Origin of the sequence: Pseudomonas fluorescens (assembly GCF_018614775.1) — a bacterium.
Taxonomy (GTDB): Bacteria; Pseudomonadota; Gammaproteobacteria; order Pseudomonadales; family Pseudomonadaceae; genus Aquipseudomonas; species Aquipseudomonas fluorescens_BY.
Genome location: NZ_JAGGOF010000092.1, coordinates 18,923 through 30,746, shown reverse-complemented (window position 1 = coordinate 30,746; position 11,824 = coordinate 18,923). Strand labels below are relative to the sequence as shown.

Sequence of the window (11,824 nt, the reverse complement as noted above, 5' to 3'; positions counted from 1 at the left end):
GGGCGGGACCTCCCACAGGGTCATAGGTGGCACAAGGAGGTCATATCAAAACGCCAACTTGAACCCGATCATTGCCAGCATCACCGCCAGGCACGGGCGCAGCAGGTCGTCGGAGACCCGCCCTGACAAATGGCTGCCCAGATAGATGCCCGGCAACGAACCGATCAGCAGAAAGCCAAGGATGTGCCAGTCCATGTTGCCCATGCTCGCATGGCCCAGGCCGGCGACCAGGGTCAGCGGCACGGCGTGGGCGATTTCGGTGCCCACCAGGCGCTTGGTGATCAGAAACGGGTAGAGGATGAACAATGCGACGGTGCCCAGGGCGCCGGCACCGATGGACGTCAATGCCACCATAGTGCCCAACACCAGGCCGGTGATGACCGTGAGCACATTGAGCCGCGAACCGGACGGGTTGTAGTGGCCGCCAGCGCGGTCATGGGCGAATTGCAGCAGGCGCTTCTTGAACAGGATTGCCAGGGCGGTGGCAAACAGCACGTAGCCCAAGGCCTGCTTGATCACCGCGTTCATGGCATCGGGCGAGCTGTGCAGGCTGCTCAGAAACCACAGCGTCAAGCCGACCGCCGGCACACTGCCCAAGGTCAGCCAACCGGTGATGGCCCAATCGATATTGCGGTTTTTCGCATGGACCAGCACACCGCCCGACTTGGTAATGGCCGCGTACAGCAAATCCGTACCCACTGCCGTCGCCGGGTTGATGCCAAACCACAACAGAATAGGGGTCATGAGCGAACCGCCGCCGACGCCGGTCATTCCGACAATGAAGCCGACTACCAAGCCTGCTACGACTAAACCGACATTACCGAAATCCATCAAACCCGTCTCAGCGCAACCACATGGAAAATCTGGCCGCGAGCATAGCGATTTTTCTTATAACCTCCTATATCGATGTGATCTATCTTTATTCCTTTCTCGAACTCTATTGAACAGGCAGGAAGTTCAAAAATAGCAGGCTCTGGGCGTAGTTGAGCCCGATACGCCGGTAACGCTCATCCAGCATCTGCGTCAGCAAGTCCAATCGCGCAACGATTTTTCCAAACTCCACCGCGAAGCTCAGGTTGCTGCCCTCCTCCGAGATCTCGTTGGAGAACAGCAACAACTTGCCGTCCTTGTCCTGGCGCTGACTCAATATCCAGGTGGCTTTTTCAATATTGCGCGCCGCGTTGCTGACGAAGCGCGGGTCGATGGTGTCGGTCATGTAGAACTCGAGGCGGTTGCCATGAGCGGTGACCAACATGCTGCCGATGGCATAGATGAATGCCCCGACCCGGTCCCCGAGAAACTCCGGGCTCATCGCATAGCTCAGGGCCGCCAGGTCCTTCCTGCCACCCAGGGTTGGCAAGGGTTGCTGCTGCTCGATGGCCATGCGCACCTGTTTCTCAGCGATACGGGCCTCGAGAAAGCCGGACTTGCGCAGCTCTTCGGGGTTGCGCAGGTACAGCTTGCTCATCAACAGGTAAAGGCTTTGCAGGTTGTCGTGCATCGCCAAGGTCGCCATGCGATCAACGCTGGTCTGCAAAAACTCCTGGGGCCTGGCGCTGCTGAACTGCGTGACCATGTCCTGGCCTTGCTGGTGGCTGCAGCCGCTGCTGAACAGGACCAACACACCGATCAGCCACGCAGGACAGCGCCGTCGCAACACACTCACAGAATAAAAAGCGCCGGCCATCGAGTCTCGGTCTGGGCAAGGGGAAGCGACGGGGATCGCCGCTTCCAGGCCATGGATAGAGCGACAAAAACCGCAAAAGTGCAGTGCCCGACGAAGCTGCGTCCTCCGAGGCATGGCTTCAATTTTCTAATTAGTCTTACTTTTTAATTGATAAATCTCTATTTATGGCTATAAATCCCTTCTTGAACCTTAAATAGAAAGACTACTGAACAAAAAACGCTTCACCACTGTCCGACCAGTAACGGACCCGACCCGCGTTCAAAACAACAACAAAACAACAGGAAGGAAGGTCAAACCATGCTTGAATCCAGACATCTGCTCACGGCCCTCGGAGTGTCTCTGATGATCGCCACCCCTGCCCAGGCCGCCGGCCTGACCAATGAACGCGCAGCGTTCGGCAAGACCGACGACGGCACCGCGGTGGAAAAATTCGTGCTGCGCAACAGCCACGGCATGGAAGCCACGGTGATCACCTACGGCGGGATTCTCCAGTCGTTGATCGTGCCGGACAAACACGGCAAGGCCGCCGACGTGGTGCTCGGCTTCGACGATGTGCAGGGCTACCAGAAGAACGGCAACGTGTACTTCGGCGCGACCATCGGCCGTTTCGGCAATCGTCTGGCCGACGGTGCCTTCGAGTTGGACGGCAAGCGTTACCAGGTTCCGCAGAACGACCACGGCAACTCCTTGCACGGTGGGCCACAAGGGTTCGACAAGCATGTGTGGAAGGCTGAACCCCACGATGGCAAGGACTCGGTGGGTGTAACCCTGACCTATCTGTCGGCGGACGGCGAGATGGGCTTTCCCGGTGCGTTGAAGACCGACGTCACCTACAGCCTCAACGACAAGAACGAGTTACGCATCGAGTACAAGGCCACCACCGACAAACCGACGGTGCTGAACCTGACCAACCACAGCTACTTCAACCTGGCCGGTGCCGGTAACGGCGACATCCTGAAACAGGTCGCCACCCTGTACGCCTCGCACTACACGCCGGTGAACGGCAAGCTGATTCCTACCGGAGAATTGGCTCCGGTGGCCGGCACGCCCCTGGACTTCACCAAGCCCACCGCCATCGGTGCGCATATCAAGGCCGATCATCCACAACTCAAATTTGCTGAACCGAAACAGGGCGGCTTCGATTTCAACTGGATCCTGGATGCCAAGGGTGACGTCGGCAAACTGGCTGCCGACGCTTACGATCCGCAGTCCGGGCGGCATCTGCAGCTCTACACCAGCGAACCCGGCGTGCAGTTCTACACCGGCAACTTCCTCGATGGCACCATCAAGGGCAAGCAAGGCAAGGTCTACCCGCACTGGGGTGCGTTCACCCTGGAAACCCAACACTATCCGGACGCGCCCAACCAGCCAAACTTCCCGTCGACGCGGCTTGATCCGGGCCAGACCTACGCCCAGACCATGGTGTTGAAGTTCTCCGCCAAGTAACCCCCTCCCCCTGATCGCTCCCACAGCTCGGCTGAAAGCCATCCACTGTGGGAGCGAGCCTGCTCGCGATGACGGCGTGTCAGTCGATATCAATGTTGCTTGAGCCACCGCTATCGCGAGCAGGCTCGCTCCCACAAAGGGGATGGCTCGTGTACTGGGTGGGGCACTCAATCTTGAACACTTGGTCTATCCTGCTGCCACACGTCTGATGTTCAACTGCATAGGAGACAGGCATGAGAACTCTGGAATTGGCCGGCGTGTCCGTACCCGTGATCGGCCAAGGCACCTGGCACATGGGCGAGGAAGCGTCCCAGCACAAGAAAGAAGTGGCCGCCCTGCGCCTGGGCATCGAGCTGGGGATGACCCTGATCGACACCGCAGAGATGTACGCCGAGGGCGGTGCCGAGACAGTCGTTGGCGAGGCGATCACCGGTCTGCGGGACCAGGTTTTCCTGGTGAGCAAGGTCTACCCCCACAACGCCAGCCGCAAAGGCATCCCGCTGGCGTGCGAGCGCAGTTTGCGCCGGCTCGACACCGATTACATCGACCTTTATCTATTGCACTGGCGCGGCCAATACCCGCTGGACGAAACCGTCGAAGCCTTCGAACGCCTGCGCGAGGAAGGCAAGATCGGCCGCTGGGGCGTCTCGAACTTCGACGTCGCCGACCTCGAAGCGCTGGCCTCGCCGGCCTGCGCCACCAACCAGGTGCTGTACAACCTGCAGGAACGCGGCATCGAGTTCGACCTGCTGCCCTGGTGCCAACAGCGCAGCCTGCCAGTCATGGCCTACTGCCCGGTCGGCCAGGGCGGACATCTGCTCAAGGATCACACCTTGGGGCAGATTGCCGAGCGTCACGGCGCAACACCGGCGCAGGTCGCGCTGGCCTGGTTGTTGCGCCAGGACAGTGTCATTGCCATTCCCAAGGCGGTGCAGCCTGAGCATGTGCGGTTGAACGCCGAAGCGGCGAACCTGCAACTGGCGCCCCAGGACCTGGCCGCCCTCGACCTGACGTTTGTGCAGCCCCGAGGCAAGCAGCGATTGGCGATGGTTTGAGACTGTGGGAGCAAAGCTTGCTCCCACATTGCCAGGAGGGTTTTCTAGAACAACCCCATCTGCCCGCCCACCAACGTCGAGAAATCATCATCCACGAACGGCAGGATCGCGTCCGCCACCGGCTGTAGCTGTTTGGTCACGTAGTGGTCGTAATCGATGGGCGCGCTGCGGATTTCCAGCGGCTCCGGGCCGGCGACGGTGATGACGTAGCTGATCCAGCCGCCATGCTGGTATTGCCGCGGGCGGCCCTGGCGCTGGTTGAATTCGTCGGCCAACCGCGCCGCCCGCACGTGGGGCGGCACGTTGCGTTCGTAGTCGTCCAGCGGCCGGCGCAGGCGCTTGCGGTAGACCAGGCGTTCGTCGAACGTTCCGTCCAGGGTCTGCTGCACATAATCGCGCACGTAATCCTGATAGGGCTTGCGATGGAAGATCCGCTCGTACAACTCCTGCTGGAACTGCCGGGCCAGCAGCGACCAGTCGGTGCGCACGGTTTCCAGGCCCTTGTAGACGATTTCGTCATTGCCATCGGCGCGGGTCACCAGGCCGGCGTAGCGTTTCTTGCTGCCCTCCTCGGCGCCGCGAATGGTCGGCATCAGGAAGCGCTTGAAATGGGTTTCGAATTGCAACTCCAGCGCACTCTCCAGCCCGAACTCCTCATGCACCTGCGCGCGCCACCACTGGTTGACGTGCGCCACCAGCTCGCGACCGATCCTGGCCGCCTCCTCCTGGCCATGGGCGCGGCGCAGCCAGACGAACGTGGAATCGGTGTCGCCGTAGATCACCACATGCCCCTGGGCTTCGATCAACTGCCGGGTGCGCTGCATGATCTGGTGGCCGCGCAGCGTGATGGACGACGCCAGCCGTGAATCGAAGAAGCGACAGCCACTGGAACCGAGCACGCCGTAGAAGGCATTCATGATGATTTTCAGTGCCTGGGACAACGGTGCGTTGTGTTCGCGCTTGGCCGTCTCGCGACCTTCGGCGACCCGCGCCACGATGGCCGGCAGGCAATGGCGGGTCCGGGAGAAGCGCCCACCGCGAAAGCCCGGCACAGACTCATCGTCGCCCGGATGGCGCAGGCCTTCGATCAAACCCACCGGGTCGATCAGAAAGGTGCGGATGATCGACGGGTACAGGCTCTTGTAGTCCAGCACCAGCACCGACTCGTAGAGCCCCGGCTGGGAATCCATGACGAAGCCGCCCGGGCTGGCCTCGGGCGGGCGCTGGCCGAGGTTGGGTGCAACAAAACCCTGACGGTGCATCAACGGCATGTACAAATGCGTGAAGGCCGCCACCGAACCACCGCTGCGGTCCGCCGGCAGGCCGGTGACGCTGGCGCGCTCCAGCAGGAACGTGAGCAGTTCGGTTTTGGCAAAGATCCGCGTCACCAACTCGCAGTCCTTGAGGTTGTAACGGGCCAGGGCCGGTTTGTCCTCGGCGAACATGCGATTGATCTCGTCCATGCGCTGGTACGGGTTATCGATCGACTTGCCCTCTCCCAACAGGGTCTGGGCGACGTTTTCCAGGCTGAACGAAGGGAAGCTCCAGGTGGCCGAGCGCAGGGATTCGATGCCGTCGATGATCAGCCGGCCGGCCGCCGAAGCAAAGAAGTGGTTGTTACGTGCACCGTGCTCGCGCCATTGCATTTCTTCGCCGCCGCGCCCCAGGCGCAACGGTACGGCGAGACGGCGAGCATGCTCATGCAGCACGCGCAGGTCGAATTGCACCAGGTTCCAGCCGATGATGCCGTCGGGGTCGAAGCGCGCGAACCATTCGTTGAGTTTTTTCAGCAGGACTGTGCGCGATTCGCAGTATTCGAGCCGGAAGTCCACACCGCTGTCGTCGCCATTGGGCGGCCCGAGCATGTAGACCTGGCGCTCGCCGCAGCCCTCAAGGGCAATGGAATACAAATCACCCTGGGCGGTGGTCTCGATGTCCAGGGAGACCAGGCGCAAGGCCGGACGGTACGCCGGCGCCGGTTTCATTTGCACCTCCACCAGCAGGCCGCCGGCCGCCGGGGTGCCGCCGAACCAGACCGGCGCCGTGATGAAGCGCTCCATCAGGTAGCGCTCCGGTGGCCGGATGTCGGCTTCGAACACCTCGACACCGGCGCGGCGCAAGGTGGTGTCCAGGCGCATCAACTGGGCGTGTTGCTGGCAATACAGCCCGAGCACCGGACGATGCTCGAAATCGAGCAGGTCCAAGGGGCGCAACTCGATGTCTTTCTCCCCTTGCAGCAGGGCTTCAAGCTGACCGCGCTGAACCTGCGGCACGAACGCCACCGACGGCTGCACCGGCAGGCGCACACGCCGGGGGCCAGCGTCGGTCGCCAGCCAGAATTCGACTTCGGTGCCGGCCGGGGTGTCGCGCCAATGCCGGGTCAGGACGAAGCCCTGCTGTAAATCCACCGCTGCAACCTCGTATTTTGCGTGAGAGGAGATTCTACCTGTGGCGAGGGAACTTCACCTGCTCAACCGGCACCGCGACAAGGATCGATGGCATCCCATCAGGGGAAATTCATTGCCCATGACGTTATTTGACGATCGGCCGCCGCTTTAGCGCTTGCTCTGCGCCGTTGGGTCTACGATTCTTTAACAACACCTGCAAAAACCACTCGAGGCCCACCATGAAAACCGTCGCGCAGTTGCTCCGGATAAAAGATGAGAAGAACCAGCATGTACACACCATCTCACCGGACGACATGGTATTGCAGGCCCTGATGCGCATGGCCGAGAAGAACGTCGGTGCCTTGCTGGTGGTGAAAAACGAGGAAGTGCTGGGGATCATCAGCGAGCGTGACTATGCGCGCAAAATGGTCTTGCACGGTCGCTCGTCGGTGGGTACCAAGGTGAGTGACATCATGGTTTCTCCGGTCATCACCATCGATCCGCACCAGAACGTCGAAACCTGCCTGAGCATCATGACCGAAAAGCACCTGCGCCATTTGCCCGTGGTAGAAGACGGCAAGCTCGTCGGCCTGCTGTCCATCGGCGACCTGGTCAAGGAAGCGATTGCCGAACAGGCCGACCTGATCCGACAGCTGGAGCAATACATTCGCGGTGAATGAACGGCGAGTCGGGTTGCTCATTTGCGGGACACTTCTATATTGAAGGGGTTGCCCCTGCCCGAGCATCCCGATGACCGCCACCGCCCGACTGATCATCTGTGAACATTGCGATGCGGTGTATGAGCCGGTTGTCCTCGTCCGGCACCAAAAGGCCTCCTGCCTGCGCTGCCACGCGGTGATCCAGCGCTACAACGGCCTGAGCATCGAGCAACGCCTCGCCTTGACCGTCACCGCAGCGGTGCTGTGGGCATTCACCAATGTCTATCCGGTGATGAGCATCCGCCTCAAGGGCCTGAGCAACAGCGCGACGCTATGGGACTCCATCGTCGCGCTGAGCCAAGGGCCGATAACGTTCATTGCCCTGGTCGCCGCCGTGGCGATCATCGTCGCGCCGGCCTTGCAACTGACGCTGCTGCTCTGGGTGCTGGGCTACGCCCACGCCAATCGGCGAGCGCCGGGCTTCAACCTGTGCATGCGCAGCCTGGAAGCCCTGCGGCCCTGGAGCATGCTGGAGGTGTGCCTGCTCGGTGCGCTGGTGGCGGTGATCAAGCTTGCCGGCTTGCTCGACGTACTGCCGGGCATCGGCCTGTTTGCCCTGGCGGCCTTGAGCCTGCTGATGATCCGCATTGCCGGGCGCGATGTCCGCGACCTGTGGGACAACCTGTGAACGGCGCGCCATGGGTCTCCCCGCCCCAGGCCGACGACCTGAACCTATGCCTGTGCCACAGCTGTGGCCTGGCGTGCGACATGAGCGATGAACCCCAGGCCTGTCCGCGTTGCGACGCCGAGCTGCATCGACGCAAACCCAACCCTATCACCCGCACCTGGGCCTACATGCTGGCGGCGCTGGTGTTCTACATCCCCGCCAACCTGCTGCCGGTCATGAACACCCGGATGCTTGGCAACGGCGCCGACAGCACCATCATCAGCGGCGTCATCGAGTTCTGGCAAAGCGGCGCCTGGGACATCGCGCTGATCATCTTCATTGCCAGCATCGCGGTGCCGGGCATCAAGTTCGTCGTGCTGACCCTGCTGCTGGTGACTGTCCAGCGGCGCAGCAGTTGGGCCCAGGTGCAACGGGCAAAGCTGTACCGGCTGGTGGAAGTCATCGGCTACTGGTCGATGCTCGATGTACTGGTGGTGGCCCTGGTGGCGGCGCTGGTCAAGTTCCAGGCCCTGAGCGATATCGAACCGCGGCCCGGCATCCTGTTCTTCGGCCTGGTGGTACTGTTCACCATGCTCTCGGCCATGAGTTTCGACCCCCGGCTGATCTGGGATACCCAACCATCCGAGGAGCTCCTGGATGAAGACACAAGCCACTGAAGGGCAACAGCCCGTGCCGGGGCGCGCCAACGTCACCACCCGCCGCTGGTCGGTATCGCTGGTGTGGATCGTGCCGATCATCGCCGTACTGGTGGGGGTGTCCCTGGTGGTCCACGACTGGATGCAGGAAGGCCCGACCATCTCCATCACCTTCAAGACCGGCCAGGGCCTGACCGCCAACAAGACCGAGGTGAAATACCGCAACGTGGTCATCGGCCAGGTCACCGACGTGCAACTGAGCAACGACCAGAAGAACGTCACCGCCACGGTCAAGCTTGCCAAGACCGCCGACACCTTCACCCACGAAGACTCGGTGTTCTGGGTGGTACGGCCACGCATCGGCGCCGGCGGGATCTCGGGAATCGACACGTTGCTGTCCGGCGACTTCATCGGGGCCGACGCCGGCCAGTCGAAAGTACGCGCAAAGTCCTTCACCGGCCTCGAAGCCCCGCCGCCGATCACTTACGGCGAACCGGGCAAGCGCTTCACCCTGCACTCCCAGGACCTTGGCTCGCTGGACATCGGCTCGCCGGTGTACCTGCGCAAGATCCCGGTGGGCCAGGTCGTGTCCTACGCGCTGGACGCCGAGGGCAAGGGCGTCGACATCGACGTGTTCGTCAATGCGCCCAACGATGTGTACGTCACCGAGAACACCCGGTTCTGGAACGTCAGCGGCGTGGACGTGAACGTCGGCGCCAACGGTTTCGCGGTCAAGACCGAGTCGCTCTCGGCGCTGTTGCTGGGAGGCATCGCGTTCCGCGCCCCGGAATACAGCCCCGACGACAGCCCGGCCAACGAGGACAAGACGTTCGAGCTGTTTGCCGACCAGCAGAGCGCACTCGCCCCGCCCAATGGCAAGGCGCAGTACCTGGCGTTGCGATTCGACCAGGCGCTGCGCGGGTTGCGGGTCGATGCCCCGGTCGAGTTCCTCGGCGTGGAAATTGGCCGGGTGGTCGCCATCAATCTGGATTTCGATGAGAAGCAGCGTAGTTTTCCGGTCAACGTCGGCGTGGTGATCTACCCGCAAAGGCTGGGCAAGGCCCATGAAAAACTGCTCAAGACACTCAATCACGATCCCGAGGACGAAGCCGCCGGCGCCCGCCTGATCGGCAGTTTCGTCGAGCGGGGCCTGCGCGCCCAGGCCCGCAGCGGCAACCTGCTGACCGGGCAGTTGTACATCGCGCTGGATTTCTACCCCAAGGCGGAAAAGGTCGCCTTCGACCCGACCGCCCGACCTGTGCGTATCCCGACCATCCCGGGCAGCCTCCAGCAATTGCAGGAACAACTGCAGTCCGTGGTGGAGCGGATCAACAAACTGCCACTGGAAAGCATCGCCAGCAACCTGGACGGCAATCTGGTGGAGTTGCGCAAAGGCCTGAACCAGTTCAACAGCAAGACCCTGCCCAGCGTGCAAAATACCTTGCAGGACGTGAGCAAGACCCTGCATTCGGCCAACACCACACTCGCCGAGGATTCGCCCCAGCGTGAACAACTGACGCAGACCCTCGATGACCTGGGCCGCATGTCACGTTCGCTGCGTGAGCTGTCCGACTACCTGAGCCGTCATCCCGAATCGCTGCTGCGCGGTCGCCCCAAGGATGCACCGGCGCAGAACCTCACCTTGCCGCTGAAAGAATGATCACGGGAGCACGCCAAATGTCGATGAAAATCACCTGGGTGGCCGTCGCCCTGCTGCTCGCTGCCTGCCGCAGCGATCCGATTCACTACCACACCCTGAGCCCCGCCCAACCGGCCGGCCAGTCGCGGTCCGACGTGGACATCCAGGTCGAGCAGGTCAGCGTCCCGCCCCAGGTGGATCGCACGCAAATGGTCATTCGCCAAGGCAACAGCGGGCTGGCGATCCTTGAAACCGAGTGGTGGGGCGCCAGCCTGGCAGACGAGCTGCACAGCAGTCTGGACGAACAACTGAACCATCCCGGCGCGCCAAAGCAGTTGTTGCGCGTAGACGTGCAGCGTTTCGACTCGATCCCCGGGCGCTACGCCCGCATGGACGTGCAATGGCGACTGCGTGGTGCGCAATCGCGTCCCCTCACCTGCCGCAGCAGCCTGCAAACGCCGGCCGGCGGCAGCATCGATGAGCTGGTGACGGCCCATCAGAACAACGTCCGGCAATTGGTCGGCCTCGTCGAGCAGGCCGCCGTCCGAAACGCCTGCCCTTGATTCACTCAGGCCAATGCAACGACAACACCGGCGCGACACGTGGGTGGCGGTCGATGCGCTCCAGCAATCCGAAGAACTCCGGGCGGGCGCTGAGCATCGCCTCCCGCGTCCCACTCCATTGGCTGATCACGGCGGCCAGGATATCCAGCGCCCCCGGCTCGGCACCGTTGAGAAAAGGCCGAGCGGCGAACTGATCGGCAAACAACGCCCAGTTGCGATACAGCCGTTGCCGGGTACCGGCGACCAGTTGCTGGCAGGTTGCTTCATCCGCATCCTCCAGCCAGCGCTCCGGAAAATCGATGATGCCGATGGGCGTATAGCAATTGGCGGCGATATAGACCAGGCCCCGTAGAATTTGCGCTCGCTCGCCAGGGGCCGCCGGCAGCAGCTTCGACTCTGGAAAGCTCAGCCCGAGGTGAATCAGGATCGCCGCGGCCTCGGTCAGCACCGAGCCATCCGGCAACTGCAGGGTCGGTACTTGCACCTGGGGATTCAACGCTTCGAGCTCTTTCGTCGCCTCGCTGTCCTCGGTCGAATAGGCGTCGATCCGGCGAAAAGGCACCCCGCACAGGCACAAGGCGACTTCCACTGCCGAAGAACCGGACTGGCGATGGCCGTACAACTGATACATGAGTGATCTCCTGAGGATGCGGTTATGCGGTAGAGCACGGCTGCCCGGCGGCGTTCAACCCAGCAGTTGCCAAGCTGACCGGCTGTGGGCCAACGAGCTATCAGCGCCGTCGATACTCACCATCATTTCAATGAAGTTCTATTGATGGTTACCCGGCGCAACAATGGCCCCACACAAACCCACAGCATCCCCGGAGCACACCGTCATGAAACGTCAAATCATCCTCAGCTTCGCTTTCTCTGTACTGGCTGCCAACGTATTCGCTGCCTCTTCCCAACCGGTTGTCGCCGAGGGCGGCTCGGACCGCCTGATCGAGAACCGTGTCGCTGAAGGCGGTGCCGATCGTCTGCTGGAACGTCGTGTTGCCGAAGGTGGCTCCGATCGCCTGATCGAGAATCGTGTCGCTGAAGGCGGCGCCGATCGCCTGATCGAAA

General features: G+C 62.0%; 12 protein-coding genes. 8 read left to right on the top strand and 4 right to left on the bottom strand.

Annotated elements, in window-relative coordinates; translation table 11 throughout:
- Window positions 1-45 precede the first annotated feature (45 nt).
- The gene (locus J7E36_RS21520) at window positions 46-831 is read right to left on the bottom strand and encodes a sulfite exporter TauE/SafE family protein (RefSeq protein ID WP_215007532.1); all 786 of its coding nucleotides are present in this window, start codon (window positions 829-831) and stop codon (window positions 46-48) included.
- A gap of 106 nt (window positions 832-937) precedes the next feature.
- Complete coding sequence (locus J7E36_RS21515; RefSeq protein WP_215007530.1) at window positions 938-1,687, bottom strand: hypothetical protein; 750 nt, start codon at window positions 1,685-1,687, stop codon at window positions 938-940.
- Between the two features lie 297 nt (window positions 1,688-1,984).
- Between J7E36_RS21515 and J7E36_RS21510 the strand changes: the two genes are divergently transcribed.
- Together J7E36_RS21510 and J7E36_RS21505 are read left to right on the top strand one after the other, a co-directional pair.
- Window positions 1,985-3,133: an aldose epimerase family protein gene (locus J7E36_RS21510; RefSeq protein WP_215007528.1), complete on the top strand. Its 1,149-nt coding sequence runs from the start codon at window positions 1,985-1,987 to the stop codon at window positions 3,131-3,133.
- A gap of 233 nt (window positions 3,134-3,366) precedes the next feature.
- Window positions 3,367-4,188 carry an aldo/keto reductase gene (locus tag J7E36_RS21505; RefSeq protein WP_215007526.1) on the top strand — a complete coding sequence of 274 codons (822 nt, stop codon included), beginning with the start codon at window positions 3,367-3,369 and terminating at the stop codon, window positions 4,186-4,188.
- 44 nt (window positions 4,189-4,232) lie between these two features.
- Here the strand turns inward: J7E36_RS21505 and J7E36_RS21500 are convergent, their stop codons facing one another.
- Window positions 4,233-6,596 (bottom strand): DNA polymerase II, encoded by a 2,364-nt coding sequence (locus tag J7E36_RS21500; RefSeq protein ID WP_215007524.1) that lies wholly within the window; start codon window positions 6,594-6,596, stop codon window positions 4,233-4,235.
- 218 nt (window positions 6,597-6,814) lie between these two features.
- On the opposite strand from J7E36_RS21500, the gene J7E36_RS21495 reads away from it, so the two are divergent.
- From J7E36_RS21495 to J7E36_RS21475, 5 genes are all read left to right on the top strand, one after another.
- On the top strand, window positions 6,815-7,255 hold the full coding sequence (locus J7E36_RS21495) for a CBS domain-containing protein (RefSeq protein ID WP_215007522.1): 441 nt from the start codon (window positions 6,815-6,817) through the stop codon (window positions 7,253-7,255).
- A gap of 70 nt (window positions 7,256-7,325) precedes the next feature.
- Entirely contained in the window at window positions 7,326-7,922 is a 597-nt protein-coding gene (locus tag J7E36_RS21490) for a paraquat-inducible protein A (protein WP_215007520.1), read from the top strand.
- A complete protein-coding gene (locus tag J7E36_RS21485; protein ID WP_215007517.1) occupies window positions 7,919-8,578 on the top strand; it encodes a paraquat-inducible protein A in 660 nt (219 codons plus the stop codon). Before J7E36_RS21490 ends, J7E36_RS21485 begins: the two co-directional genes overlap by 4 nt.
- Entirely contained in the window at window positions 8,559-10,217 is a 1,659-nt protein-coding gene (locus tag J7E36_RS21480) for an intermembrane transport protein PqiB (RefSeq protein WP_215007514.1), read from the top strand. The genes J7E36_RS21485 and J7E36_RS21480 overlap by 20 nt, the downstream gene beginning before the upstream one ends.
- Window positions 10,214-10,759 (top strand): PqiC family protein, encoded by a 546-nt coding sequence (locus J7E36_RS21475; RefSeq protein ID WP_215007511.1) that lies wholly within the window; start codon window positions 10,214-10,216, stop codon window positions 10,757-10,759. Before J7E36_RS21480 ends, J7E36_RS21475 begins: the two co-directional genes overlap by 4 nt.
- A gap of 1 nt (window position 10,760) precedes the next feature.
- Here the strand turns inward: J7E36_RS21475 and J7E36_RS21470 are convergent, their stop codons facing one another.
- Complete coding sequence (locus J7E36_RS21470; RefSeq protein WP_215007508.1) at window positions 10,761-11,390, bottom strand: glutathione S-transferase family protein; 630 nt, start codon at window positions 11,388-11,390, stop codon at window positions 10,761-10,763.
- 205 nt (window positions 11,391-11,595) lie between these two features.
- Here J7E36_RS21470 and J7E36_RS21465 point away from each other — a divergent pair.
- The coding region (locus J7E36_RS21465) for a hypothetical protein (RefSeq protein WP_285229301.1) at window positions 11,596-11,824 on the top strand (229 nt) is incomplete at its 3' end.

Bases quoted from the DNA above. Each gene is read 5' to 3' on its own strand.
- J7E36_RS21520 (WP_215007532.1), bottom strand. From the start codon at position 831: ATGGATTTCGGTAATGTCGGTTTAGTCGTAGCAGGCTTGGTAGTCGGC.
- J7E36_RS21515 (WP_215007530.1), bottom strand. From the start codon at position 1,687: ATGGCCGGCGCTTTTTATTCTGTGAGTGTGTTGCGACGGCGCTGTCCT.
- J7E36_RS21510 (WP_215007528.1), top strand. From the start codon at position 1,985: ATGCTTGAATCCAGACATCTGCTCACGGCCCTCGGAGTGTCTCTGATG.
- J7E36_RS21505 (WP_215007526.1), top strand. From the start codon at position 3,367: ATGAGAACTCTGGAATTGGCCGGCGTGTCCGTACCCGTGATCGGCCAA.
- J7E36_RS21495 (WP_215007522.1), top strand. From the start codon at position 6,815: ATGAAAACCGTCGCGCAGTTGCTCCGGATAAAAGATGAGAAGAACCAG.
- J7E36_RS21490 (WP_215007520.1), top strand. From the start codon at position 7,326: ATGACCGCCACCGCCCGACTGATCATCTGTGAACATTGCGATGCGGTG.
- J7E36_RS21480 (WP_215007514.1), top strand. From the start codon at position 8,559: ATGAAGACACAAGCCACTGAAGGGCAACAGCCCGTGCCGGGGCGCGCC.
- J7E36_RS21475 (WP_215007511.1), top strand. From the start codon at position 10,214: ATGATCACGGGAGCACGCCAAATGTCGATGAAAATCACCTGGGTGGCC.
- J7E36_RS21470 (WP_215007508.1), bottom strand. From the start codon at position 11,390: ATGTATCAGTTGTACGGCCATCGCCAGTCCGGTTCTTCGGCAGTGGAA.